This is a genomic window from Bradyrhizobium sp. LeoB3, from assembly GCF_055456055.1.
In genome coordinates, this window is sequence record NZ_JBVBEF010000052.1 from 25,511 (window position 1) to 50,470 (window position 24,960).

Below are 24,960 nucleotides of genomic sequence, written 5' to 3' on the forward strand. Positions count from 1 at the left end.
ATCGTGGCGACAGCCGGCGACGGGTAACATATATATTCTTTAGAACCTGGAACCTGATCGATGACGCTGGGCTCTGACGTTTCCGGCCTGACCACCACCGCGACGAATGCCGCGGCGCAGGGGTTGTCGGTCGTCGTTCCCGTCTACAACGAGGCCGCGGGGCTCGCGCTGCTGCACGAACGATTGATCGGCCTCGCGCGGACGCTGAAGGATCGCTACGGACTCGCGTGCGAGGTCGTCTATGTCGATGACGGCAGCAAGGACAACACCCTTGCGATCGCGCGTTCGCTCATCCCCGACACACTGGATGTCCAGGTGGTGTCGCTGTCGCGCAATTTCGGCAAAGAGGCTGCGCTGATGGCTGGCCTCGACCATGCCCGGCGCGGCGCCGTGCTGTTCATGGATGGCGACGGCCAGCACCCGCCGAGCCTGGTCGAGAAACTGGTCTCACACTGGATCGATGACGGCTACGATGTCGTCTATACCGCGAAAGCGCATCGCGACAACGAGCCGTTCCTGCGCAGGCTCGCGGTGCACGGCTTCTATGCGCTGATCAACTGGGGCGCGCGGCAGAAGATCCCCGAAGATGCCGGCGACTTCCGCCTCTTGTCGCCGCGCGCGGTGGCGGCGCTGCGGCAATTGCCCGAGCGCAACCGCTTCTTCAAGGGGCTGGCGAGCTGGATCGGCTTCCGCCAGATCAGGGTCGACTACGAGCCGGCGCCGCGCGCGCATGGCGTCACCACCTTCAGCGCGACGCGGCTGATCGGCCTGTCGATCGAAGGAGTGACATCGTTTTCGGTGGCGCCGTTGCGCTTTGCGAGCCTGCTCGGCGTGCTGCTGGCGACCGCGGCGTTCCTGTTCGGGCTTTCGATCCTGTGGGAGGTCTTCACGACCGGCAAGCAGGTGCCCGGCTATCCCTCGCTGGTGATCGGGTTGATGACGATCGGCGGCGTGCAGCTCATCATGATCGGCATCGTCGGCGAATATATCGGCAAGATCCTGTCCGAGCTGAAGGCGCGGCCGATCTATTTCGTCGCCGAGCATAGCGAGAAGCGCGCCGGCCCCGATGCGGCCGCCGCGGGCAGCGAACGGACCGCGGCCGAATGAACGATGCCGCGCAGCCGCGCCGGATCTGGCTCTGCGCCGACGATTACGGATTGAGCGAGGGCGTCAACCGCGCCATTCGCGATCTCATCGCGCGCGGCCGTCTCAACGCGACCTCGGTGATGATGGTGGGCGCGGCAATCGGCCGCGACGAAGTGGCGGCCCTAAAGCGCGTTGCCGCCGAAAGCCCGCGCTGCGCGGTCGGGCTGCACGCGACGCTGAGCGCGCCGTTCCGCCCGCTGACCATGCATTTCCGACCCGTCAATGGCGGGCTGTTCCTGCCCTTCCCGAAAATGTTGCGCGCCGGCCTGCTCCGGCGGCTCGATCGCGAGATGATCCATGCCGAGCTCGTCGAGCAGCTCGCGACCTTCAAGGACATGTTCGGCCGCGCGCCTGACTTTGTTGACGGCCATCAGCATGTGCAATTGTTTCCGCAGGTGCGGGACGCCTTCTTGCGCGCCGTGAAGGACGCCGCGCCCGAAGCCTGGGTGCGCCAGGGCGGACGCAGCCAGCCGTTATCGCAACGCTTGCGGTCGCCGAAAGCACTGGTGCTGGACACGCTGAGCGCGCAGTTCAGGAAGCGTGCACGACGCGCCGGCATTGCCTTCAACCCCGCTTTTGCCGGCGCCTATGATTTTTCGAGATCGCCCGATTTCGGTCCCCTGATGCGACAGTTTCTCGAGGGACTGCCCGACGGCGGGCTCGTGATGTGCCATCCCGGCTTCGTCGACGAGACGCTGAGGGAGCTCGATCCGCTGACGACCCAGCGCGAAGATGAGCATGCCTACCTCGGCAGCGAGCACTTCCCGCAATTGCTGGCGGCGAACAATGTTACGCTCGCCTGAGCATGATCCGGAAAAGTGGGTACCGGTTTTCCGAAAAGATCGTGCGCAAAGAGAAATCCGCCGGTCGTTTTGTCGCATACGCAAATTTAATTCGCGGCCCCACTCCTTGCGCCACAAAGGCGGCCCTACATGTTCCGCGCTTCGACGCAATCGACGCGATGGAGAAGGCCATGACCCCGCAAGAACGCCAATTGATCGACGATCTCTTCGACCGGCTCGCCAAGCTGGAGAACGCCCCGCGTGATCCGGAGGCGCTGGCCGCCATCTCGGAAGGGCTGCGCAAGGCGCCCAACGCCGTCTATGCGCTGGTGCAGACCACGCTGGTGCAGGACGAGGCGCTGAAGCGCGCCAACGACCATATCCAGCAATTGGAAGCAGAACTCGGCGGTGGACCGCAGCAGCAGGGCCAAGGCGGCGGCTTCCTCGATTCGATGCGCGATGCGATCTTCGGCCAGAACCAGAATCAGCCGCGCGGCTCGGTTCCGCCGGTGCGCCCGCCGGAGGGTGGCAGCCGCCCTGCCTGGAATACTGGCCAGGCACTGCAGCAGGCGCAGGGTCCTGGACCGTATGGCCAGCCGCCTTACGGCCAGCAGCCCCAGCCCTATGGCGCGCCACAGGCGGCTCCGTTCGGCGGTGGCGGCGGCTCGTTCCTCGGCACCGCTGCGGCGGCGGCCGCCGGCGTCGTCGGTGGCTCGCTCTTGATGAACAGCATCCGCGGGCTGATGGGCGGTGGCGGCGGTCACCAGGCGTTCGGGGACTCCGCCAGTCTCGGCGACAACAAGCCGTGGGGCAATGACCAGTCGGGCGGCAATCTTGCGCGCGATGCCGGCGTCAACGACATCGGCTCTGGCGGGCGCGACAACGACTCGCGCTCCGGCCTGTACGATCAGGCGTCGAACAACAACGACAACAACAATGACGACGATGGCTATGGTCCCGACGATGACGACGATGGGTTCGATGACGGCGGCGACGACGGTGGCAGCGACTACGCGTAAGCCGCACGCAAATTCCAAAGCAGAACGGCCGCTCGAGTGAGCGGCCGTTTCTCTTTCGTCGTCCCCAACCACAGGAAGCTATTGTGACGCGAGCAAGCTGTTGCAGCGGGGCACACCACAAACGCCTGTTATTATGGGTCCCGGGTCTGCGCTTCGCTTGCCCGGGACGACAGCATCGCTAGATCACGATCACCCTGGTGCCGACGTTGACGCGACCATAGAGATCGATGACGTCCTCGTTGCGCATGCGGATGCAGCCGGAGGACACGTTGGTGCCGATGGTCCAGGGCTCGTTCGAGCCGTGGATGCGATAGAGCGAGGAGCCGAGATACATCGCACGCGCGCCGAGCGGATTTTCCGGTCCGCCCACCATGTGCCGCGGCAGATCGGGACGGCGCGCCAGCATTTCCGGCGGCGGTGTCCAGTCCGGCCATTCGCGCTTGGCGGAGATCGTCTTAACGCCCGACCAGGTGAAGCCGGGGCGGCCGACGCCGATGCCGTAGCGCAGTGCCTTGCCGTCGGCCTGCACGAGATAAAGGAACTTGTTCGGGGTATCGACGACGATCGTGCCGGGAGCTTCCTTGCCGTCATAATCGACAAGCTGCTTCTCATATCTCGGATCGAACGGCCGCTGCGCGGGATCGGCCGCCTGCTCCTCGCGCATCATCGGCTGCTGCGGATCCATCGGCGGCAGCATCGTGCGCCGGCCACCATAATAACCCGGCTGCTGCTGATAGATCGGCTGCTGCTCGTAGGATCGCGGGTAGTCCTGGTCGGGACCGTCGCCGAACAGGAATTCGATAAAGCCGCCGCCGAGGCTGGAGGCCCTGCGTACCGGCTGGGGCGGCGCCTGGTAGGAATAGATCACGGTCGGCCCGGCGAGCGGCGCGCCATCGATCGCAAACGCCTGATGCGGAGCGGCAGGCAGGAAGGACGCGCCGGCAACAAGCGCAAAGAATGTTTTCTTCATCGACGTACTCTGTACTGTTTCGTCAATCGTCAGCAGCACTCGGCGTGAGGCGCCGTGGCATGCGACCAATCAAAATCAAAACCGCATCGGTTTGGTAAACGTAACCAGCGTTTGGATTCACCACGTCGGCAATCGGCGGCGGATTTCAAAATTAGCGTTTATTTTGCTTAAATTCGTAGGCGTCATGGTTAATCCCCGGTATGCGGCGCGACGCGAAACGCCGTTGCAAAACATTCCCGTGTGAACTCCCTATTAAATCGCTTCTGCGTAGAACAGTGGGAGTGAAGGGGGCGGGAACAGTCTCATGTCAGTTAGTTGCAAGCGTTTTCGTGTTGAACAAGCCATTATGGGCGACATGCCGATGCCGGCACCGGTTACGGTGGAAGGCGGTGAAATCGGTCCAATGCATCGGGAGATCATGGCGGAGCTTCGATCCATCCGCGCGCAGATGGCGCTCGGCGTCCACGCCCAGCGTCCGGTCGCAGCCGAAGCCACCGAGGCGGCGGTGGCGCGCGAGGTCGCCGAAGCGCATGCGCTGCTCGACACCTATCGGGCACAGATCGAGCAATGCGAGAAGCTGAAGGTCGAGCTCGACCTGATCCACGATGCCATCAACCGCACCAAGCGCGAGATCGCGGCGCTGCACGGCAGGGGCTTCGATGGCCCGGAGATGGCCAAGGTGAACGGCGAGCTCGGGGCCGTCGTCGGCGGCACCGAGGAGGCGACCCAGCAGATCCTCGAGGCGACTGAGGCGATCGACCAGGCCGCCACCGCGCTGACCAAGGTCGCCTCGCCCGAACAGCAGAAGCTGCTTGCCGAGGATATCCAGGAACGTGTGGTGACAATCTTCGAGGCCTGCAATTTCCAGGACCTCACCGGCCAGCGCATCAACAAGGTGATGAACACGATGAAGTTCATCGAGCAGCACATCAATGCGATGATGGATATCTGGGGCGGTGTCGACGCCATCAAGGCGCACGCGCCGCCGATCGTCGACACCCGCGAGGGCGACGCCCGCCTGCTCAACGGCCCGAAGCTCGACGGCGACGTGGGCCACGCCTCGCAGGACGATATCGACGCGATGTTCGACTGAGCAGGCAGATCGCAGGGAACAACGCAAAACGCCGGCGCGATGCCGGCGTTTTTTATGCGCGGCGGCGCCCCCTCTTCCCTTCTCCCCTTGTGGAAGAAGCTGGCGCGAAGCGCCGGATGAGGGGTTGTCTCCGCGGGCGATAGCGTTCGCGGAGAGAACCCCTCACCCAAATGAGTCCAGTTCTGTCAGCGGAGCTGCCCTCTCCCACAAGGGGCGAGGGCACATCAACCGGCACCGCCGCATATAGCCCTCCTTGTAAGGGGAGAGCGCACAGCAATTGGCAACTTCACGCCCGTGGCGCGCAGCGGACGTAGACCATGTTGCCGTAGCGGACGGCGGCGTCCTTGTCGACGAAGCGAGTGACCATGACGCGGCCGTCGAAGGAGACGATCTCGCGGTCCTGCTCGCCGCCGGACGGCCCCGGCGGGCCGATATAGTTCTTGCCGCTCGGAGAGCCCTTCAGACGCAGCTCCTGGGGGGTGGCCTGGTCTGCGAGATGCATGATCACGCCGCCGGACTGGCCGGCGCCGATCACGTAAGGCTGCTTGCACTGGTCGCGCGCCATCTTCTCGGTGCGAGCGCGGTCCGCCGGATTTTGGTAGGAGGCCAAGCCCCAGCGGCCGACGATCTCGTCGGAACGAATGGTGGCGGGCATTTCCGGCGCCAGTTCCGGTTCGGGCCCAGGCCCCGGGTTGGATGACAGCGACGGCAGGTTGACGCTGCTGCACGCGCCCAACAGAAGCGTCAGCGCCGAGACGGTCGCAAATTTCGCAACCGCGCGCGCGTCACCTGATCCGATCATCCGTATTCCCCCGAAATATCCTTGGGTCGCACCTTTGGGCCGCACCCGTCCTGCAGCCAAGCTTAAAACGTAAGGCAGAGCAATGACGTCGAAACAATGACGTGAGAACTCCAACCTGGGCTCTGATTTGATTTGGTTGCAGCATCCTATATTGGCCTCACCAAGGCCTTAACCACTTTGCTTGACAGGAAAGGCGCCAAGCCATATTCCCCGCCCCACAATTAGCACTCTGGCGCGACGATTGCTAATGCGCTGGATATCCTGCCCGCGAGCCATCGACCGGCCGGCATTCACCCCGGCCTCGATGAACGAGACCTGAAACCGAGCCTCCAAGAGGAAACGTCATGGCTAAATCCAAATTCCGCCCGCTGCATGACCGTGTCGTGGTCAAGCGCATCGAAGCCGAAGAGAAGTCCAAGGGCGGCATCATCATCCCCGACACCGCCAAGGAAAAGCCCTCTCAGGGCGAAGTCACCGCCGTCGGGCCGGGCGGCCGCGACGAGACCGGCAAGCTGATCCCGATCGACGTCAAGGTCGGCGATCGCGTGCTGTTCGGCAAATGGTCGGGCACCGAGGTCAAGCTCGACGGCGAGGAACTCCTGATCATGAAGGAGTCCGACATCATGGGCGTTCTGGTCTAACGCAACTTAGCGGAGCGGCCGCAACATCCACACATGTCATGCCCGGGTCAAGCCCGGCAATGACGACAAGGGTGTGCGGCCCAGTGCCCTCAATCATTCCAGGAGCAAGATATGGCTGCCAAAGACGTTAAATTTGCCGGAGAAGCCCGCGAGCGAATGCTGCGCGGCGTCGATGTCCTTGCCAATGCGGTAAAGGTCACGCTCGGCCCGAAGGGCCGCAACGTCGTCATCGAAAAGAGCTTCGGTGCCCCTCGCATCACCAAGGACGGCGTCACCGTCGCCAAGGAGATCGAGCTCGAGGACAAGTTCGAGAACATGGGCGCGCAGATGCTGCGCGAAGTCGCCTCCAAGACCAACGACACCGCGGGTGACGGCACCACCACCGCGACCGTGCTGGCGCAGGCGATCGTGCGAGAGGGCGGCAAGGCGGTTGCTGCGGGCATGAACCCGATGGACCTGAAGCGCGGCATCGACCTTGCCGTCGCCGCCGTGGTCAAGGACCTCGAGAAGCGCGCCAAGCCAGTGGCCGCCTCTTCCGAGGTTGCCCAGGTCGGCACCATCTCGGCCAATGGCGACACCGCGATCGGCAAGATGATCGCCCAGGCCATGCAGAAGGTCGGCAATGAGGGCGTGATCACGGTCGAGGAGAACAAGTCGCTGGAGACCGAGGTCGACATCGTCGAAGGCATGAAGTTCGACCGCGGCTATCTCTCGCCCTATTTCATCACCAATGCCGAGAAGATGACCGCCGAGCTCGAGGACGCCTACATCCTCCTGCACGAGAAGAAGCTCTCCGGTCTGCAGGCGATGCTGCCGGTGCTTGAAGCTGTCGTGCAGTCCGGCCGTCCGCTCTTGATCATCGCCGAGGACGTCGAGGGCGAGGCGCTGGCGACACTGGTGGTCAACCGCCTGCGCGGCGGATTGAAGGTCGCCGCCGTCAAGGCGCCGGGCTTCGGCGACCGTCGCAAGGCGATGCTGGAGGACATCGCGGTCCTCACCGGCGGCCAGTTGATCTCCGAAGAGCTCGGCATCAAGCTCGAGAACGTCACGATCAAGATGCTCGGCCGCGCCCGCAAGGTCGTGATCGACAAGGAGAACACCACGATCGTCAGCGGCGCCGGCAAGAAGGCCGACATCGAGGCACGCGTCGGCCAGATCAAGGCGCAGATCGAGGAGACCACCTCCGACTACGACCGCGAGAAGCTGCAGGAGCGGCTGGCCAAGCTGGCCGGCGGCGTCGCGGTGATCCGCGTCGGCGGCGCAACCGAGGTCGAGGTCAAGGAGAAGAAGGACCGTGTCGAGGACGCGCTGAATGCAACCCGCGCCGCGGTGCAGGAAGGCATCGTGCCCGGCGGCGGCGTGGCGCTGCTGCGCGCCAAGAAGGCGGTCGGCCGTCTCTCCAACGACAATTCCGACGTCCAGGCCGGCATCAACATCGTGCTGAAGGCCCTCGAAGCCCCCGTGCGCCAGATCTCGGAAAACGCCGGCGTCGAAGGCTCGATCGTGGTCGGCAAGATCCTCGAGAACAAGTCGGAGACCTTCGGCTTCGACGCCCAGACCGAGGAATATGTCGACATGGTCGAAGAAGGCATCATCGACCCCGCCAAGGTTGTGCGCACCGCGCTGCAGGACGCCTCCTCGGTCGCCGGCCTCCTGGTGACGACGGAAGCCATGGTCGCCGAACTGCCGAAGGAGCCGGCGCCTGCGATGCCGCCCGGAGGCGGCGGTATGGGCGGCATGGGCTTCTGAGCCCCTCTAACAATCAAATCAAAAGGCCGCCTTTGGGCGGCCTTTTCGTATCCGGACTAGAACATATTCGGTTCTGATTGCATCAGAACCGAATAGCCGCCGAGTACTTCCTGTCAGGTCAGGCTGATGGCGGCGAATACCAGGCAGGCGACGTAGACCATGGCCAGGCTCACGCCCACGATCCTGGCCTCGCGATGAGATTCCAAAATTTCCCTCCATCGGAAGAGATAGAGGCCGCCGTAACGGCAGCCTCTATCCTGCATCAATCAATTTCCTGAACGACGGTGCGCGTGCCGGGATCCACCAGCATCACGCGGTCCCCGGAATACACATAGCGATACTTCGTGAGCGATGGTCCCCAATCGGACGGCACCGCCGCGAGCTCGACATCACTCGGCACCGTTCCGCCGACGACGATCTTTTCCTTTGTCGTCACGGGACGAACCTTGTGCTCGGTGACGTAGGTCTTGATTCTGGTGCGGTACTCTGGCTCGATCTGAACCGTTGCACGTCCGGCTCCGGTCGTAGTCGTCACGGTGCTCTGCGCGAGCGCACCGCTCGACATCAGAGCGATAGCCGCGGAAAGCAAAAGCATCTTCCTCATCTGGATTCTCCTCGCCGCGACATGCGGCGCTCAAAGAACTTCATGGACTCGCACAAGTTCCGGGGCGCGCAGAGCGAATTTCCATTTTATCCCGATATCGATTTGCCAAGGAGCATCCAACTGATCGGACGATCAGCAATGAAAATTGTTGATTTTTACAATCACCGCATCTGCTCTTGCCGGAGGACGCCGCGGCGATTTTTCCGATTTTTCCCACTATTTCAGCGGCGCGACGAATCCACCACCAAATGTCGGGGTTGCGATCATCAATGGCCATGATGAACGCCCGGACTGCTGTTCACCCTAACTATCGCAGTGGAGATTCCGTTCCCTTCGGCGGGACGTAAGCACACGATGCGGCATTCTTCGACCCGCACAAGCGCGAGGCTGCGATCGGCGTTGCCGAGGGAACTGCAGCCCGGGCTCGGGAATTCAATGAACCTGATCGTTGCAGGACGCACGAGCGCAGCGGGCAAGCCTGTCATCGCGCGAGCAGCGTCGTGGCTGTTATTTTACATGATTGTTGGAGAATGCATGGCTGGCTCGGATGTGGCTGACAAGGGTATCGCCGGCGAAGCCGATTGGGCAGCCAAGCTGAAGAACGAAACGGACGCGTGGCGTCGGCGTCGCATGGTGCCGTCGCAGCAGTTGACCCCGGGCGGAATTCCGGTCGTGCGCCGCCTGAAGCGGAAGCGAGCAAACGCGGGAGCCGTTGCGGCTCACCCCTTGTCCGGTTAGCCCACGACTTTTTTCAAGTTGGGAACGCCCCCATCCCAGCAGTCCGCAACCGGGTTGCCCGCCTGCACCCTCGTCCCTGAAGGCGGCTGCGCATTTTTGGGTTACGTCACCGCCGCGGCCTTCTTTTTCACCAAAGGTTTGCTAGTTACGGCGTTGGCGATTCTGTTCCTCAAGGGGGATCCTCATATGCGCGCCCTGCTCTGCTGCCTCGTGGGCCTCCTCACGGCCTCTTCGGATCTCGCTCTTGCCCAGATGAAGCTGCCGTCCAAGACGGCGCCGGGCACGACCGAGACGCGCTATTTCACCGCGATCGACGGCTTGATGGAGGGCAATGCCGACGCGGTGCTGAAGGAAACCCGCCAGGGCAAGAACGTCACCGCGGCGGTCCTCGACGTCTGCTACCCCGCGGAAAAAGGTTCCGACCGCAAGGACCGCTTCGTCGTCAACCTCGCCGTCAATGGCCAGAACCTGAGCGGCACGACGCAGACCCTGAATGACAAGTCGCCCGTCACGGTGAAGCTCGTGCGCAAGCCGACCGGCGACAGTTTCGAATTTCGCGGCCAGATCACAATCGGCCAGGCGGTGACGGAAGTCGCCTCCTCCGACAATACCGACCTTTCGGAGCGGGAATTTCAGGAGAGCCAGACCACCGATGACGGCATCACGCCGGCACCGAAGGACTTTACCGAGGTGTCTCCCGAATCCGTCGGCGTGCGCGTCAAGCTCGACGCGGCGCTGGACTTCCTGAAGAGCCTCAAGGGCCAGGCCGTCGAGGTCGGCCTCTCGAGCCTCGCCATCACCTGCGACGCGCTGCGCGCCGGCGAGCAGACCATCAACCTCACCGTCGATCCGGAACAGGCCTCGGCCCTGGTCGCCAAGGCCAAGGCGACGCCGGGCGTGGTCGCGGCCGGCTGGACCACCGGCAGCGTCGAGATGGACCGCACCATCCGCTTCGCCGCCGCCGAGTGGCTCAGCGGCGACAAGATCAACAGGGACAAGATCGCATCAGCGATATCGGGCGTACTGAGCAAGACGCTGGCGGCAAAGCCGACGGGGGCGTCATGGAACGCCAACACCGGCAAGCTGAAATTGACCTTCAAGCGTCCGAGCCAGGTCTATCCCGCGCTCGGCCTCACCGAAACCGTCGAGATCTCGGCGCTGGTGTCCTCGGACAAGCCCGGTGCGTCGGACAGGCTGATGCTGTGGGTCTCGAGCCCGGTGGTCACCACCGCCGATGAGGGTTCAGGTCCAAAGCTGAACCTCTCGGAAGACTCCGTCGGCGACGAGGAAGGCGGCGAGCCGCCCGACGACAACGGCTCGATCGAGGCGCTGGCGAAGGAATTCAAGGCCCAGCGCTGGGACGCCGACAAATCGGCGTGGAAGTAGCGGCCACGCGGCGATATGTGACTGGCTTGCCGCGCGCAGCTCAGACTCGTGCGAGCGAGTCCAGTTTTCCGTGAAGATCATCAATCGCCGGCTTCGCGACGGGACCAACACCTGGAAGCGCCATCACCTTGTCGCACATCTGATTGATCGAAGGTGTCACCACGACGATCAGTTTGGCGAGTGCGCTTCGTCCTTCCGGAGGCAGCTTTGCAGCTCGCGCGTTGACATCGTTCAACTGTGCTACCGCCTCGTTGATCTTGGGCAGGGCCGCTTGAGCGGTAGCCACGTCTGTGACGCCCGATAGCGCGGACTTCAAGGTGTTGACGGACGAATCGACCTGGCTGGCCAGGTTCACCCCGTCGACGGTCAAATTTGCGGGCGCCACGCCCACGGTCCCGGTTGCGGGGCGCGTTGCGGCGGGTTGCTCGGCGACAGTCTGTTCACCCGGGCGCTGCGTTGCGTACCAGAGAAGACCGCCGAGCACGACGAGGCCGGCCAGCCAATAGGGCCACTGCGCCATCGTGTTGCTTGGCGTGTAGCGTGTAGAAGCCCCGGCGACGCGGCTCGCGGCCGCCGAAGCTCCGCTGCGCACGCTCTCCCCCGCCCTGTCAATGAGACCGGCAGCGCTCAGTTGATCGGCGAGACCAGATGGAAGCGCCGCAGTGATCTGATCCTTTTGCGAGGCGAGGAGCGATGTCAGCCCGCTCGCCTCCATGCCGGTGCTGCGTTGATGCTGCCCCAACGCCCCGAGGACGACAGGGCCAAGCATGCCGGTCAGCAACTTGCCGGAGCCCTCGCCGATGCCAGCGAACTTCGCGATGGCCTGAGCTATCGTGTCCAGCGCCCGGCCGCCAAACAGGCCGGCCAGCATCGCCGATCCGCTCTCCGCGAGCGCCGCCTGGCCAGGACCTGCCATCGCATTCTTCAGGCTTTCAAGCGCTCCGGGCTGCTGCTGCGACAATGCGCTGGACAACTGACGAGCGCCGCCGGGGGTGGAGGCCACCTCGGACAAGTTCGCGAGCAGTGCGGGGACGGCACCTCCTACCGCCTTTTGTACGATGTCTCGATCAAGTCCCAGAGATGACGCGATCTTGGCGATCAGGTCAGGAGTCAGACATTGCATGACAACAGAGACGAGGTTCACAGCCATGGCGATCTCTCCATCGTTACGGCGCGGTTGAGACAGGATGACTGACAATCATCACGTCGCATGCCCACGTCAGAGATTTCGATTCCGGCTGTCAGGCGCTGGGCAAAATTATCGGGGCGAACCAGCAGATTTCCGTGCCTGCCAACCGACTTTCCCACTGCGCGCGCATGTCCGCCCCAAAACTCGCAGCTGTCTAATCACAAAACGGAGAGCCGTGAAGGTTGATAGCCGCTGGCTCGACAGCCTGACATGGAATTTTGGCAGCTCCATTTGGGATGGCCGGCTGCCGGGGGCAGCGATCGGGGCGGCATCGCGACGCAGTTCATTCGGCCTGGTCGTTAAGGTTCGATTCAATTTCCGGGAACATCATCGCTCAGCCGAACGTGGGTCACGCCATGCAAGTCCACGAGCCGAGTACCCTTGGAAACTGGTCGGGGAATGTGGCTGACGGCGAGTTGCCGGAGCAGCCGGCGCGCCTGTCGGATTTCCTGCAGCAAAATCGCGATGACGTTCTGGTGGTGCGGGGGCCGTACGGCGATTGGGCGCGCACCATTGCGCTGCCTGCGATGGCACTGGTGGCAGCCTTTGGGTTGGGATGGGCCGGCGGTCTGAATTGGCCGGAGTTCGCGAGCACGCTCGGGATCAGCTCGGTCGCCCAGAAAGTCACGTCTTCGCCTCGAACCGCTGAAGCAAGACCGGGCGGCAGGATCGAAGGCACCAAAAAAGCAACATCCACGTCAGATCTGCAGGCAGTAGCCCCCGCTGTCGTAGGAAGCATTCCCAAGCCTTTACCCGCGAGCACTCACCTGGCTGCGCGCACTTCAAACCCGTTCGCCTCGCAGGCAAATGCGAGTCCCTCCGGCGCGGCGCCGGCGAGGCCACCTTTGGCGCCGGCACCGGAAACGAGACCGACCACCATATCGGGCTGGACGGTTGTCGATGTCCGCGACGGAACCGCCGTTCTCGACGGGCCTGACGGCATTCGGATGGCCGCGCGCGGCGACACGATACCCGGGCTCGGGCGTATCGAAACCATCGTGCGCCGGGGTAACCGCTGGATCGTTGCCACGGCCAACGGACTGATTGCGGCGCCTTAATTCGTGTTGAGCCGGAAGCGCAGCGTCTTCGAGCCGGTCAAGGTGACGAGGTCACCCTGACGGCGCCAGGTCGCGGTGTCGCCGAGCGCCGCAAGCAGATCATCGTCGGCCTGCGCCCGCTCAGGCGGACAGTTGCGATTCTCCATCGCGCCGGGAACGAAGATGATGGTGTTGCCGGCCACCGAGAACTGGCCCTTGCCGCCCTTGCACCAGAGTTCCAGCACCACCTCGCCATTATCGCCGATTTCGAGCGAAGGGATGCGCTTGGAGCCGGGCATGCGCGCGGCATCGAGCGACATTTCGAAGCCGAAGGGAAACTCCTCGTCGGCGCGCGCCGGACCTGCCGCGATCGCAGTCGCGAGCAGCACCAGGGCGAAGGCAGTTCTGGTGCAATTCCGTGAAACCATGAACTCTCTCTGAGATCAGCGATGCGCTCTTGGACGCATCTGACAATGGCCAAGCCGGCCATGCGGAGACGAGTTCGTAGCCCGGGTGGAGCGGAACGCGCAACCCGGGATATCTGTGTCAGCGAGCGGACCCGGGTTACGCTGGCGCTTCACCCGGGCTACGAGCCGGAGCGGCTACTTCAGGACCATCTCCGTGAACGGGTAGACATAGGCCTGCAGCGTCACGAACAGGCCGACGAGGCAGGCCAGCACGATCGAGTGCAGGAACACGTAGCGCAGGATCGAGCCTTCATGGCCATACCAATTGGTCGCGGTGGAGGCGACCACGATCGATTGTGCGTCGATCATCTTGCCCATCACGCCACCCGAGGAGTTGGCGGCGGCCATCAGGATCGGCGACAGGCCCAATTGCTCGGAGGTGATCCTCTGCAGGTTGCCGAACAGCACGTTGGAGGCGGTGTCCGACCCGGTCAGCGCGACGCCGAGCCAGCCGAGCAGCGTGCCGAAGAAGGGATAGAGCACGCCGGTTGCGGCGAAGGCCAGGCCGAGCGTGGCGTCGACACCGGACAGCCGCGTCAGCGTGCCGATCGCGAGCATCGCCGAGATCGTAATCAGCGAGATCGCGCACAGGCGGATGGTGCGGCCATATGCGGTGATCAGCTTCAGCGGCGAGAAGCCCATCAACAGACCCGAGATGATCGCCGCGATCAGCATGCCCGTGCCGGTGAAGGACAGCCAGGTGAAGCCGAACACCGCGCTTTCCGGCGTCGGCTTGGCGGCGACAGGCGGCATCTTGTTGATGAGCTTGTCGAGCTCGGGCACCGGATAGTTCCAGACGAAATTGGCGTTCGCCCAGGTCTTGAACGCGCCGTTGCCCCAGACCAGCATCAGGATGCAGACGATGATCCATGGCAGCAGTGCGCTCCACAATTCGCCTTGCGTGAGCGGCGTCTTGTCCAGCGTCTTCGGCGCCGCCATGGTCGCGGCCGATTCATCGTGGCCGCGCAGCGCCGGTGACAGCCAGAGTTGGCGCGGCTGCCAGACGCGCAGGAACAGGATCAAACAGCCCATCGAGATCAGCGAGGCGCCGATGTCGACGATCCAGGGATTGATGAAGTTCGAGATCACGAATTGCGGGACCGCGAAAGAGACGCCGGTGACCAGGATCGCCGGCCAGACCTCCTTCATGCCGCGCCAGCCGGCAAATGCGCAAACCACCCAGAACGGTACGATCAGCGAGAACAGCGGCAATTGCCGCCCGACCATCGCGCCAAGCACATAGGGGTCCAGCCCGGTGACCGAGGCGAGACCCAGGATCGGTGTGCCCAGCGCGCCGTAGGCGACCGGTGCAGTGTTGGCGATCAGCGACAGGCCGGACGCCGCGAGCGGCGAGAAGCCGAGGCCGATCAGGATCGCGCCTGTGATCGCGACCGGCGTGCCGAAGCCGGAGGCGCCCTCGAAGAACGCGCCGAAGGCGAACGCGATCAGCAGCAGTTGCAAGCGCCGGTCCTCGGTGACGCCGCCGACCGCGCGCTTCAGGAGCTCGAATTTCCCGGTCGCCACCGTGATCTGGTAGAGGAAGATGACGTTCAGCACGATCCAGCCGATCGGGAAGAAGCCGGTCACCACGCCGAGCAGCGTGGCGCGGATCGACATGTTCGCCGGCATGGTGAAGATGAAGATCGTGATCAGGTTGGTCACGATCACGGCGATGATGGCGGCGACATGCGCCTTCACTCTGCCGCTGGCGATCAGGACCAGCAGCGTGACCACGGGAACGGCGGCTGCGATCGTCGACAGCGCGGCGTTGCCGAGCGGGTTGTAGATTTGGTTCCACATTTTTGTTGTTCCTCCCCAAGGTTTCCCGGTGGCGGCTTCCCGCCGGCGGCTTGCGTCGGCTCGCCGCGGGCATAGACCCGGCGCGCCGGGTGCAATCAAAGATCATGTGGTGCGAAACAGGCCTGCACGAGTCGGCACAGCCAAACGCTCACAACCTCGCGAAATCAGAAAGTCCGCCGCCCCGCGTCGCCTTGGCATGCTAGGGTCAACCATCATGCTGCGACAAGTGGACGCCGACCGAGGAGCCCACGACTTTAGTCTGAAGGTTCCCTGATTGTCCCGTTTTTTCAAGCCTTTGTAGGCGATCCCCCGGAGACGGTAATCTGTGAACAACATTCGTTCGACGCTCGCGACGGTCTGGCGCATTGCAGCGCCTTATTTCAACTCCGAAGACAAATGGGCCGGCCGCGGCCTGCTTGCCGCGGTCATCGCGATCGAGCTGGCGCTGGTCGCCAACGATGTGTTGCTGAACCAGTGGCGCAATCGTTTCTACAACGCGCTGCAGGACCACGACTGGGACGGCTTCGTCCGCGAGCTCATCGTGTTCTGTGTGCTCGCCACAGTCCTCACCGTGCTGTCGATCTATCAGCTCTATCTCAACCAGTGGCTCCAGATCCGCTGGCGCCGCTGGATGACGAGCAAATATCTCGGCGAATGGCTGCATGATGCCAGCCACTACCGCATGCAGCTTCAGGGCGATGCGGCCGACAACCCTGACCAGCGCATCAGCGACGACGTCAAGATGTTCGTCAGCCAGACGCTGGGACTCGGCATCGGGCTGTTGAGCTCGATCGTGACGCTGGCGTCTTTCGTCGTGATCCTCTGGGGCCTGTCGGCGGCGGCGCCGCTGCATCTGTTCGGCAGCGACGTGTCATTCCCCGGCTATCTGGTGTGGGGGGCGCTGGTCTACGCGATCTTCGGCACGGCTCTGACGCAGTGGATCGGCTCGCCGCTGGTGCGGCTTGATTTCGATCAGCAGCGGCTGGAGGCCGATTTCCGTTTCAACCTGGTGCGGGTTCGCGAGAACTCCGAGCAGATCGCGCTGCTCAAGGGTGAACGCGCCGAACGTGAGCAGCTATCGACGCGTTTCGGCCACGTCGTCTCCAACTGGTACGGCATCATGAGCCGGACCAAGCGGCTGACGGCGTTCACGCAGAGCTACTCGCAGGCCGCCGTGGTGTTTCCCGTCATCCTGTCCGCGCCGGCCTATTTCGCCAGCAAGATCCAGCTCGGAACCGTGATGCAGATCATGGAAGCATTCGGCAAGGTGCAGGATGCGCTGTCGTTCTTCATATCGGTCTATCGCACCATGGCGGAATGGCGTTCGGTGGTCGCCCGTCTCGACGGCTTCGAACGATCGATCGCGGAGGCGGAAAGGCTCGCGACCGACCCCAGCGCAGTCAAAGCGGCCCCCGCGGCGAGCGATGCGATCGCGCTGCAACAGCTTCTGGTGCGACTGCCCAACGGCGCGCCGTTGGTCTCAACGACCGAGCTCAAGCTTCGTCCTGGCGAACGCACGCTGGTGACCGGGCCGTCCGGCGCGGGCAAGTCGACGCTGTTCCGGGCGGTCGCCGGCATCTGGCCGTTCGGCAGCGGCTCGATCGTCATCCCCGAGCAAGCCTCGCTGATGATGCTGCCGCAGAGACCTTATTTCCCGATCGGCTCGCTGCACGCGGCGATCGTCTATCCCGCCGAAGCAGAAAAGTTCAGCGCCGACAGGATCAGGGAAGTGCTCGGCCAGATCGGACTGCCCCAGCTCGCTTCACGGCTAGAAGAAGAGGGACACTGGAACAGAATGCTGTCGCTCGGCGAGCAGCAGCGCCTGGGGCTGGCGCGCGCGCTCTTGCATGCACCCGACTACCTGTTCCTCGACGAGGCCACCGCCTCGCTGGACGAGCCCTCGGAAGCCGCGCTCTATCGTTTGCTGATGGAGGAATTGCCGGCCACCACGATCGTCTCGATCGGCCACCGCTCGACGCTGGAGGAATTCCACCAGCGCAACATCGCGCTGGTCCGCGATGGCGACCGGTTTGGGTTGCGGGACGCGACCAAGATCGCGGCATCGTCTTAGACTAGAGCGCGGTGCGCGAGCCGCGCTGATGGAGCTCCGTAGCCCGGGTGGAGCGGAACGCGCAACCCGGACACCTGTGCCAGCGTCTACCGGCGGTCCCGGGTTACGCTGGCGCTCCACCCGGGCTACGAGGCTACAGGACGCAGTTGGCCCTGCTCGCGCAGCACGCGCCGCCCCGCTAAATGAAAAGGGCGGCGGATTGCTCCGCCGCCCTCTTGATCCACGTATATGGAACTTACTTCAGGTTCGAGATCGCGGTCAGGTCAGCCGAGAGCTTGGCGATACCCGTGGCGCCGCACCAGTTGGAGCTGAAGCCACCCGGGTTGATCGGCGTGAAGCTGCCGTCGAAGCGAGCGGTGTAGTCGCTGGTGAAGGCGTTGCAATTACCCTTCGAGAGGTTGGTGTCGGTGTAGCGCAGGTCCAGCGTGAACACCTTGTAGGTGAAGCCGATGCCGATATTCCAGGTGTTGTAGCTCGGCTCCGGGATACCGCCGGGGAACGGTCCGCCGCCAAGCGGGCTGGCAACGGTGGTGCCATAGAAGGAGTCGGAGGTGCCGAGCCACTGCCGACCGAACTCGCCCGAAATGTACATGCCGACGCCGGAAGAACCGAAGATGGTCGAGGGCGCGGTCCACTTGGCGGTGACCGACGCGTAGTTGCCCCAGGCGCCGAGGTTCAGGAAGTTCGGCGAGTAGTACTCGTTGAATCCAACCGCCCACTGGTCGTTGATGTTGATGTTGAGCTTGGCGTAGCCTTCATAGAAGCTCGCGCTCTTCTTGGCGAAGTTGCCGTTGATCGGCAGGCCACCCGTGATCGGGTCTGAATTGCCGAACGGGCTGGCGGCGCAGCTCGAGTCCGACCCCGGAATGCCGGAGCCCGGGAGCGCTGCGGAATTGAAGCACGAGCCGCCCGGATACAGGTAACCCCAGACACCGAAGTCGAAGGCGAAGATGCCGAAGGTCGGGCGGATACCGCCGTAGATATCGATCTCGGCCGCGGCGCGGTTCGGGAAGGAGATGCTCTCACCAGCGGCGCCGATGTAGAGCTGCAGGTCCTTGGTGACGTTGTAGCGCGGTTCGAAGTAAGCCGCGACCGAAGGCTTGTGGTTCGACTGGGTGATGCCGCGGAACACGTAGTCGCTCATCAGTGCAGCGCCGAAGGCGAAATCCCAGGGTTCGAACGCGGGCGGCGGCGGCGCCTTGACGGCCTTCACCGCCATATCGGCAGCCATTGCCGAGCTTGAGAACACTGCCAGCGCCGTTGCTAACAAGGCCAGTTTCTTCATGAAGAATCCCCACACGTTCAAAAACAGTCCAGCTCTTCCGGCCCCCCGGGGCGAGCGATCACCGACTGCGACCAAAATCCGCAGCCAATCTGGAACGCGACCCCCCTTATGTTGAAGCAAAAAAGACGAGCATGTGCCGACTTTTTAGGCGTTCTGCTCCTTTTGAAAGAGGTTGTTGACGGGTGTTGCAATCTCACAACAACTTTACCGACTTCCCCTCCTCGTGAAGTGCGCCCGCGCCCCCCAAACCGTGGCGGGCTGAGTCTCTTCTGCAACGGTCCGACGAATCATCCCTGTAGCGCTACGATCCATGCGCCTGAAAACGAAAGAGCCGCAGCGGTAAAACGCTGCGGCTCTTGCGTCAGGTTTGGCCTGGTTGCGTCAGGACGGACTGGATGAGTCCTCCGAGCCTTCCGACCTCTCCGAAGGGCTGGGGGTAGCCCAGCTCGGACCGAGTTCAGGCTCCGGCGCGGGAGTGGGGGCAGCGACCGGGGCCGCCGGCTTGGGAGCTGCAGCTTTCTTTGCCGCGCTCTTCTTGGCAGCCTTCTTCGGCGCGGCCTTTTTGGGCGCCGCCTTCTTGGCGGCTTTTTTCGCGGCCTTCGTTGCCGACTTCTTCGCGGATTTCTTCGCGCTCTTCTTGGCAGCCTTCTTGGCAGATTTCTTCGCGGCCTTCTTGGCGACCTTCTTCGCAGACTTCTTCGCCGCTACCGCCTTCTTAACCTTCTTGGCCTTTTTCCCCTTCTTACCCTTCTTCGCTTTAGCCATCGTGATCCTCCTGTTGCCGCTGATTCAGTCTGTCGAGCGCTTCGAATAGTCCGCTTGCCCGGATCAGGATCGTGCTTGTTCGAAGCACCTCCCGCCCCGTCCTTTGTCGTGCATGGCCTCCGCGCAAACGCGTGCGCCTGTCGTGGAGAAAACCGCTACCCGCATCGCCCCAACACGGCCCCCGGGTCCGGTTCATGCTCGATAGGCAATCGATCAATTCACCCCTGGCCGAGGACCTCCTGTCGCCCAATCGAGAAGCTCAATCGTGTGCACCACAGGAACTGACGTACCGCTGGCAATCTGAACCATGCAGCCAATATTGCCCGCAGCGATCATGTCCGGCTTGATTGTCGCGAGGTTGGCGAGCTTCCGATCGCGCAACCTCATCGCAATGTCGGGCTGGAGAATGTTGTAGGTCCCCGCCGAACCGCAACACAAATGGCTCTCCGGTACATCTTTCACCACGAATCCATTCTTGGAAAGCAATACTTTCGGAAGGCCTGTGATTTTCTGCCCGTGCTGCAGCGAACAAGCGGAGTGATAGGCGATGGTGACCTCGTCTTCGAGGCGCGGCGGATCGAGCTCGATGCCGGCCAGATATTCGGTGATGTCCTTTGCCAGCGCGGAGACCTTTGCGGCCGGAGCAGCGAATTCGCGGTCCTCGCGCAGCATGAAACCATAGTCCTTGATCACGGTGCCGCAGCCTGACGTGGTCACCAGGATGGCGTCGAGGCCGCGCTGTTCCGCCTCCCTCCCCCATGCCGTGATGTTGGCCCGGGCGCGTGCGAGCGCATCGCCGTCCTGTCCGAGGTGATGGGTCAACGCGCCGCAGCATTGCTCGTCCTTGACCAGCACCACCTCGATGCCGTGGCGGGTCAGCACGTTGACGGCGGCCTTGTTGATGCGCGGCGCGAGCACCTGCTGGGCACACCCCTGCAACAGCGCGACCCGTCCCCGCCGTGTCCCGACCGCCGGGAACACGCTTCCCGATGGCGGGCCCGCCGGCGGCAGATTGGATGGCGCCAGCGCCAGCATCGCCTTGATTCGCCGGAGCAGGCTTGGGGTGGGGTCAGCCTTGGGCGTCGGCAATAGCGCCGCGAACGGACGAGCCAAGCGGGCGAGCACCATGCTGGTGCGGAAGGCGGCGGGTCGCGGCAGCACGAAGCCGAGCACGGAGCGCAGCAGTCGCTCGGTGAACGGCCTCTGATAGTCCCGCTCGATCCTGCCCCGGGCCTGGTCGACGAGATGCATGTAATGCACGCCGGACGGACAGGTGGTCATGCAGGCGAGGCAAGAGAGGCAGCGGTCGATATGCTTGACCACCTCCGCCGTCGGCGGCTTGTCCTTCTCCAGCATCTCCTTGATCAGGTAGATGCGGCCGCGCGGACTATCGAGCTCGTCGCCGAGCAGCACATAGGTCGGGCAGGTCGCGGTGCAGAAGCCGCAATGGACACAGGCGCGCAGGATCTTGTCGGCCTCGGCGATATCGGGATCGGCGAGTTGAGCGAGCGAGAATTCGGTCTTCATGATGCATTCCCCCGCGTCAGTCGGCCGCGGTTGAGGATGTTCTTGGGGTCAAAGCTCTGGCGCACGCGCTCGCTGAGATCGGCGAGCCCGCGCGGCTGCGGATGGAACACGTCGACGGCGCGCCGGACCTCCTCGGATGCGCGGATCAGGGTGGCGTGGCCGCTGGCAGCCTCGACGCGGCCCCTCACCTGCGCGGCCTGCGCATCCGCCTTGGGCGGCACCGCCGCCCAGATCAACCCGCCGCCCCAATCGTAGATCACATCAGCGCCGGTCTCCCGTGCCAGTGCCTGCCCCAGCGCGCCGCCCGAGGCCGGGGGACAGACGATCCGCCATACCGGCCAGGCGCCGAGCGTGCCAGCCGCCGCGAACGGCGCGACGTCGCGCAGCGCGCTCCAGATCGAGAGGGAGGCGGCGTCCTCGATGCTCTCGACCGCGCCGTAGGAGGCGAGCGTCTTGGCGAGGTGCGCCGCACGGTGCGCGGCCGATGCCGCAATCCCCTCGAGCCGCAACAGCGTGACGGCCTGCTCCGGCGCCCCCAGAGCAGCGAGCGCAGCAACGGTCGGCCGGAACGCCGAATTGGGCAGATGCGCCGCACCGGAGACATCGAAGGGCGAGCCGAGCGCCGCGGTCATGGCACGGCCCGCCGTGACGTCGTCCAGACCGCGCAGAACGAGCGTCTGCTCGGCTTCCGGCTTCGGCATCACCTTCAGCGTCACCTCGGTCATCACCGCCAGCGTTCCCCAGGAACCGCTGAGCAACTTGCAGAGGTCGTAGCCGGTGACGTTCTTCACCACCTTGCCGCCGGTCTTGAAGCTGTCGCCGAAGCCGGAGACGGCATGGGCGCCGAGCAGATGGTCGCGGACGCCGCCGGACTTGATCCGGCGCGGCCCGGCGAGCCCCGCCCCGATCATGCCGCCGATGGTGCCGCTCCCTTTGGTGCCGAGCAGCACCGAGGTATCGACCGGCTCGAAGGCGAATTGTTGGTTCTTGGCGTCGATCAGCGACTGCACGTCGGCAAGCGGCGCGCCGGCCTGCACTGTGATGATCAGTTCGTTCGGCTCATAGGAGACGACCGCGTTCAGCGCGGCGAGATCGACCACCGCATTGGTCGCCATCGGATGGCCGATTTCTCGCCTGGAACCGTGGCCGATGATCTCGAGCGGCTGCTCGGCGGCGATCGCCGCCCGAACCACCTGCTCGACGTCTGCAGCATCCCGTACCTTCCTGATGTCCACGCCTACCGCCTTGCCTTTCCACCGCAACCGCTGCTGTTCTTGCCATCCCTTCTATAGGCATCGATGCCGGACACAAGGGCACGATGGTGGAAGATAACGCTTTCGCAGTCGCGCGCCGCCAATCGATTTCGGCACGCGATTCCGGCGCCTCCATCCGCTTAAATATTTCGATCACCATCGAAGTGATTTCGAACATCCTTCGCTCGATATCGAATTATCTACGGCGGCAGGAGATGTAGGAAGCAGCTTCCACGCAACCCAATCAAAGGAGCAACGGCTATGGGTCAATATGCAATCGACAAGACCGTGAAAGACGCCGTCGAGGGCGGCGGCTTGCTGGTGGTCGCGCAATGGGAGGCGAAGGAAGGTCAGGCCGACCGGATCGCCGATATCCTGTCGCGCTTCCTGCCCGAGGCGCAGCGCGAGGCGGGTGCAAAGCTGTTCCTGATCTCGCGCGCCAAGGACAATCCGGCGCAGTTCCTGTTCTATGAACTGTTCCGCGACGAGGCCGCCTTCAAGGCGCATCAGGACAGCGCGCATTTCAAGACCTACATCGCCGGCGAAGCGCTGCCGCTATTGGCGAAACGCGAACGTACGCAATACGCGCTGCTGTGATGGTCGATAGTGGCGTGCCGCGGCGCCAATTGCCGCGCCCTCTCCCCTTGTGGGCGAGGGCTACTCCGGCGCGAGCAACGTATTCGCTAGGGTGAGGGATCTCTCCCCACGAGCACCTGCGCCCGCCGAGAGAACCCCTCATCCGGCGCTTCGCGCCACCTTCCCCCACAAGGGGAGAAGGGAAGAACGCCTTCGCAGCGCCAGTTGATGCGCCCTCTCCCCTTGTGGGAGAGGGCAGCTCCGCTGCCGGCAGCGAGCTCGCTTGGGTGAGGGGTCTCTCTCCACGAACACCTGCGCCCGTGGAAACAAACCCTCATCTGGCGCTTCGCGCCGCCTGCTCCCGCAAGGGGAGAAGGAAAGGCTAGAACCGCGGAATATCCGGAAATGCCAGCTTGCCGCCATGCACGTGCACGCGGCCGAGTTCGGCGCAGCGGTGCAGGGTCGGAAACACCTTGCCGGGGTTGAGCAGGCCTTGCGGATCGAAGGCGCATTTCAGGCGCTGCTGCTGGTTGAGATCGATCTCGGAAAACATTTCCGGCATCAGGTCGCGCTTCTCGATGCCGACGCCATGCTCGCCGGTGAGCACGCCGCCGAGTTCGACGCAGCAGCGCAGGATGTCGGCGCCGAAAGCTTCCGCCCGCTCCATCTCCCCGGGCTTGTTGGCATCATAGAGAATCAGCGGATGGAGGTTGCCGTCGCCGGCGTGAAACACGTTGGCAACGCCAAGCTGGTACTTTTCCGACAGCTCGCGGATGCGCGCCAAGGCCTTCGGCAGCGCGCCGCGTGGGATGGTGCCGTCCATGCAGAGGTAATCGGGCGAGATCCGCCCGACCGCGGGGAAGGCCGCCTTGCGGCCGGCCCAGAACAGGTTGCGCTCGGCTTCCGAATTGGAGATCTGGCAGGTCACCGAGCCACAGCCCTGCGCGATGGTCTCGACCCGCCGGATCAACTCGTCGACCTCGATGCTAGGGCCGTCGAGCTCGATGATCAGGAGCGCCTCGACGTCGAGCGGATAGCCGGCATGGACGAAGGCTTCGGCGGCATGGATCGCCGGCTTGTCCATCATCTCCATGCCTCCAGGGATGATGCCGGCGCCGATGATGCGCGCGACGCATTCGCCGGCGGCCTCGACCTCGGCAAAACCGACCATCAGCGCGCGCGCCGTCTCCGGCTTCTGCAGGATGCGCACGGTGATTTCGGTGATGACGCCGAGCAGGCCCTCCGAGCCGGTGATGATTCCCATGATGTCGTAGCCGGCGTTCTCCGCCGACTTGCCGCCGATGCGCAGGACCTCGCCGTTCATCAGCACGATCTCGCAGCCGAGCACGTTGTTGGTGGTCATGCCGTATTTCAGGCAATGCACGCCGCCGGAATTCTCCGCGACATTGCCGCCGATCGAGCAGGCGATCTGCGATGAGGGATCGGGCGCATAGTAGAAGCCGGCATGCGCCACCGCCTGGCTGATCGCGAGATTGGTGACGCCTGGCTCCGTCACGACGACGCGGTTGTCGAAATCGATCTCGCGGATGCGCTTGAATTTGCCGAGGCCCAGCAGCACGCCGTCCGCCAGCGGCAGCGCGCCGCCGGACAGCGACGTGCCGGAGCCGCGCGGCACCACCTTGATGCTCCGCTCATGGCAATATTTCAGGACCTTGGAGACCTGCTCGGTGGTATCGGGCAACACCACGACCATCGGCGGCTGGCGATAGGCCGTGAGGCCATCCGATTCGTAGGCCAGCATCTCGGCCGCACTGTCGATCACGCCCTCGCCCGGCACGATCGCCCGCAATGCAGCAACGATCTCGCTGCGGCGATTGAGAACCGCCTGATCGGCAGCCGGCATCATGATGGCCATGCGGGTCCCTCCAGGCTTTGCGCTTTATCGGTTTATCCGGGAAAATCAAGCATTTCCGGGCCCAAATGGGAAGCCCGGGCGAAACTTGCCGCCCCGCAGATCAAAGTTCTCTCTCGGGCAAGCCTGCCGCCGTGAACACTGTCAAAGTTTCGTCACTTGTCCAATCGAGGCAGGCCTGCCACAA

Annotated in this window: 24 protein-coding genes; 12 read left to right on the plus strand and 12 right to left on the minus strand. The window is 63.8% G+C overall.

Annotation, left to right across the window (positions count from 1 at the left end):
• Window positions 1–60: 60 nt before the first annotated feature.
• From ACZXDY_RS27815 to ACZXDY_RS27825, 3 genes are all read left to right on the plus strand, one after another.
• The gene (locus ACZXDY_RS27815; protein ID WP_464347706.1) at window positions 61–1,107 is read left to right on the plus strand and encodes a glycosyltransferase family 2 protein; all 1,047 of its coding nucleotides are present in this window, start codon (window positions 61–63) and stop codon (window positions 1,105–1,107) included.
• The gene (locus tag ACZXDY_RS27820; protein ID WP_464347707.1) at window positions 1,104–1,949 is read left to right on the plus strand and encodes a ChbG/HpnK family deacetylase; all 846 of its coding nucleotides are present in this window, start codon (window positions 1,104–1,106) and stop codon (window positions 1,947–1,949) included. Before ACZXDY_RS27815 ends, ACZXDY_RS27820 begins: the two co-directional genes overlap by 4 nt.
• 170 nt (window positions 1,950–2,119) lie before the next feature.
• The gene (locus ACZXDY_RS27825; protein ID WP_464347708.1) at window positions 2,120–2,947 is read left to right on the plus strand and encodes a DUF2076 domain-containing protein; all 828 of its coding nucleotides are present in this window, start codon (window positions 2,120–2,122) and stop codon (window positions 2,945–2,947) included.
• A 178-nt stretch (window positions 2,948–3,125) separates the two neighbouring features.
• On the opposite strand, the gene ACZXDY_RS27830 is transcribed toward ACZXDY_RS27825, so the two are convergent.
• Window positions 3,126–3,917, minus strand: coding sequence for a L,D-transpeptidase (locus tag ACZXDY_RS27830; protein WP_464347709.1), 792 nt, complete (start codon window positions 3,915–3,917; stop codon window positions 3,126–3,128).
• Window positions 3,918–4,221: 304 nt separating this feature from the next.
• Between ACZXDY_RS27830 and ACZXDY_RS27835 the strand changes: the two genes are divergently transcribed.
• Window positions 4,222–5,010, plus strand: a complete 789-nt coding sequence (locus tag ACZXDY_RS27835; protein ID WP_464347710.1) for a protein phosphatase CheZ — start codon at window positions 4,222–4,224, stop codon at window positions 5,008–5,010.
• 286 nt (window positions 5,011–5,296) lie between these two features.
• Here ACZXDY_RS27835 and ACZXDY_RS27840 read toward each other — a convergent pair whose 3' ends face one another.
• Window positions 5,297–5,812: a hypothetical protein gene (locus tag ACZXDY_RS27840; RefSeq protein ID WP_028166955.1), complete on the minus strand. Its 516-nt coding sequence runs from the start codon at window positions 5,810–5,812 to the stop codon at window positions 5,297–5,299.
• 344 nt (window positions 5,813–6,156) lie between these two features.
• Between ACZXDY_RS27840 and ACZXDY_RS27845 the strand changes: the two genes are divergently transcribed.
• Window positions 6,157–6,453: a co-chaperone GroES gene (locus ACZXDY_RS27845; RefSeq protein ID WP_027580177.1), complete on the plus strand. Its 297-nt coding sequence runs from the start codon at window positions 6,157–6,159 to the stop codon at window positions 6,451–6,453.
• A gap of 111 nt (window positions 6,454–6,564) precedes the next feature.
• Window positions 6,565–8,202, plus strand: a complete 1,638-nt coding sequence (gene groL, locus ACZXDY_RS27850) for a chaperonin GroEL (protein ID WP_464347711.1) — start codon at window positions 6,565–6,567, stop codon at window positions 8,200–8,202.
• A 113-nt stretch (window positions 8,203–8,315) separates the two neighbouring features.
• Here the strand turns inward: groL and ACZXDY_RS27855 are convergent, their stop codons facing one another.
• The 3 genes from ACZXDY_RS27855 to ACZXDY_RS27865 are packed head-to-tail and all read right to left on the minus strand — an operon-like array spanning window position 8,316 to window position 9,083.
• Window positions 8,316–8,465: a hypothetical protein gene (locus tag ACZXDY_RS27855; protein WP_464347712.1), complete on the minus strand. Its 150-nt coding sequence runs from the start codon at window positions 8,463–8,465 to the stop codon at window positions 8,316–8,318.
• On the minus strand, window positions 8,465–8,806 hold the full coding sequence (locus ACZXDY_RS27860; protein ID WP_028166957.1) for a DUF1236 domain-containing protein: 342 nt from the start codon (window positions 8,804–8,806) through the stop codon (window positions 8,465–8,467). The genes ACZXDY_RS27855 and ACZXDY_RS27860 overlap by 1 nt, the downstream gene beginning before the upstream one ends.
• 40 nt (window positions 8,807–8,846) lie before the next feature.
• Window positions 8,847–9,083, minus strand: coding sequence for a hypothetical protein (locus tag ACZXDY_RS27865; protein ID WP_464347713.1), 237 nt, complete (start codon window positions 9,081–9,083; stop codon window positions 8,847–8,849).
• A 158-nt stretch (window positions 9,084–9,241) separates the two neighbouring features.
• Between ACZXDY_RS27865 and ACZXDY_RS27870 the strand changes: the two genes are divergently transcribed.
• Together ACZXDY_RS27870 and ACZXDY_RS27875 are read left to right on the plus strand one after the other, a co-directional pair.
• On the plus strand, window positions 9,242–9,544 hold the full coding sequence (locus ACZXDY_RS27870) for a hypothetical protein (RefSeq protein ID WP_464347714.1): 303 nt from the start codon (window positions 9,242–9,244) through the stop codon (window positions 9,542–9,544).
• Window positions 9,545–9,730: 186 nt separating this feature from the next.
• Window positions 9,731–10,930, plus strand: coding sequence for a hypothetical protein (locus tag ACZXDY_RS27875; RefSeq protein ID WP_464347715.1), 1,200 nt, complete (start codon window positions 9,731–9,733; stop codon window positions 10,928–10,930).
• A 40-nt stretch (window positions 10,931–10,970) separates the two neighbouring features.
• Here ACZXDY_RS27875 and ACZXDY_RS27880 read toward each other — a convergent pair whose 3' ends face one another.
• Window positions 10,971–12,080, minus strand: coding sequence for a DUF937 domain-containing protein (locus ACZXDY_RS27880; protein ID WP_464347716.1), 1,110 nt, complete (start codon window positions 12,078–12,080; stop codon window positions 10,971–10,973).
• 395 nt (window positions 12,081–12,475) lie between these two features.
• Between ACZXDY_RS27880 and ACZXDY_RS27885 the strand changes: the two genes are divergently transcribed.
• Window positions 12,476–13,177, plus strand: a complete 702-nt coding sequence (locus ACZXDY_RS27885; protein WP_464347717.1) for a hypothetical protein — start codon at window positions 12,476–12,478, stop codon at window positions 13,175–13,177.
• Here the strand turns inward: ACZXDY_RS27885 and ACZXDY_RS27890 are convergent.
• Together ACZXDY_RS27890 and ACZXDY_RS27895 are read right to left on the minus strand one after the other, a co-directional pair.
• Window positions 13,174–13,584 (minus strand): META domain-containing protein, encoded by a 411-nt coding sequence (locus tag ACZXDY_RS27890; protein WP_464347718.1) that lies wholly within the window; start codon window positions 13,582–13,584, stop codon window positions 13,174–13,176. The genes ACZXDY_RS27885 and ACZXDY_RS27890 overlap by 4 nt on opposite strands.
• A 174-nt stretch (window positions 13,585–13,758) precedes the next feature.
• A complete protein-coding gene (locus tag ACZXDY_RS27895) occupies window positions 13,759–15,423 on the minus strand; it encodes an L-lactate permease (RefSeq protein ID WP_464347719.1) in 1,665 nt (554 codons plus the stop codon).
• Between the two features lie 325 nt (window positions 15,424–15,748).
• On the opposite strand from ACZXDY_RS27895, the gene ACZXDY_RS27900 reads away from it, so the two are divergent.
• Window positions 15,749–17,494, plus strand: coding sequence for an ABC transporter ATP-binding protein/permease (locus tag ACZXDY_RS27900; protein ID WP_464347720.1), 1,746 nt, complete (start codon window positions 15,749–15,751; stop codon window positions 17,492–17,494).
• A gap of 235 nt (window positions 17,495–17,729) precedes the next feature.
• Here the strand turns inward: ACZXDY_RS27900 and ACZXDY_RS27905 are convergent, their stop codons facing one another.
• The gene (locus ACZXDY_RS27905) at window positions 17,730–18,779 is read right to left on the minus strand and encodes a TorF family putative porin (RefSeq protein WP_028166965.1); all 1,050 of its coding nucleotides are present in this window, start codon (window positions 18,777–18,779) and stop codon (window positions 17,730–17,732) included.
• A 367-nt stretch (window positions 18,780–19,146) separates the two neighbouring features.
• Between ACZXDY_RS27905 and ACZXDY_RS27910 the strand changes: the two genes are divergently transcribed.
• The gene (locus ACZXDY_RS27910) at window positions 19,147–19,593 is read left to right on the plus strand and encodes a hypothetical protein (protein WP_051397053.1); all 447 of its coding nucleotides are present in this window, start codon (window positions 19,147–19,149) and stop codon (window positions 19,591–19,593) included.
• A 164-nt stretch (window positions 19,594–19,757) separates the two neighbouring features.
• Here ACZXDY_RS27910 and glcF read toward each other — a convergent pair whose 3' ends face one another.
• Together glcF and ACZXDY_RS27920 are read right to left on the minus strand one after the other, a co-directional pair.
• Window positions 19,758–21,071 carry a glycolate oxidase subunit GlcF gene (glcF, locus tag ACZXDY_RS27915; protein ID WP_464347721.1) on the minus strand — a complete coding sequence of 438 codons (1,314 nt, stop codon included), beginning with the start codon at window positions 21,069–21,071 and terminating at the stop codon, window positions 19,758–19,760.
• Window positions 21,068–22,306, minus strand: coding sequence for an FAD-binding protein (locus ACZXDY_RS27920; RefSeq protein ID WP_464347722.1), 1,239 nt, complete (start codon window positions 22,304–22,306; stop codon window positions 21,068–21,070). Before ACZXDY_RS27920 ends, glcF begins: the two co-directional genes overlap by 4 nt.
• A gap of 279 nt (window positions 22,307–22,585) precedes the next feature.
• Here ACZXDY_RS27920 and ACZXDY_RS27925 point away from each other — a divergent pair, with 279 nt between their 5' ends.
• Entirely contained in the window at window positions 22,586–22,921 is a 336-nt protein-coding gene (locus ACZXDY_RS27925) for a putative quinol monooxygenase (RefSeq protein ID WP_028166968.1), read from the plus strand.
• Window positions 22,922–23,282: 361 nt separating this feature from the next.
• Here the strand turns inward: ACZXDY_RS27925 and ACZXDY_RS27930 are convergent, their stop codons facing one another.
• On the minus strand, window positions 23,283–24,776 hold the full coding sequence (locus tag ACZXDY_RS27930; protein WP_208823798.1) for an FAD-linked oxidase C-terminal domain-containing protein: 1,494 nt from the start codon (window positions 24,774–24,776) through the stop codon (window positions 23,283–23,285).
• Window positions 24,777–24,960: the final 184 nt, after the last annotated feature.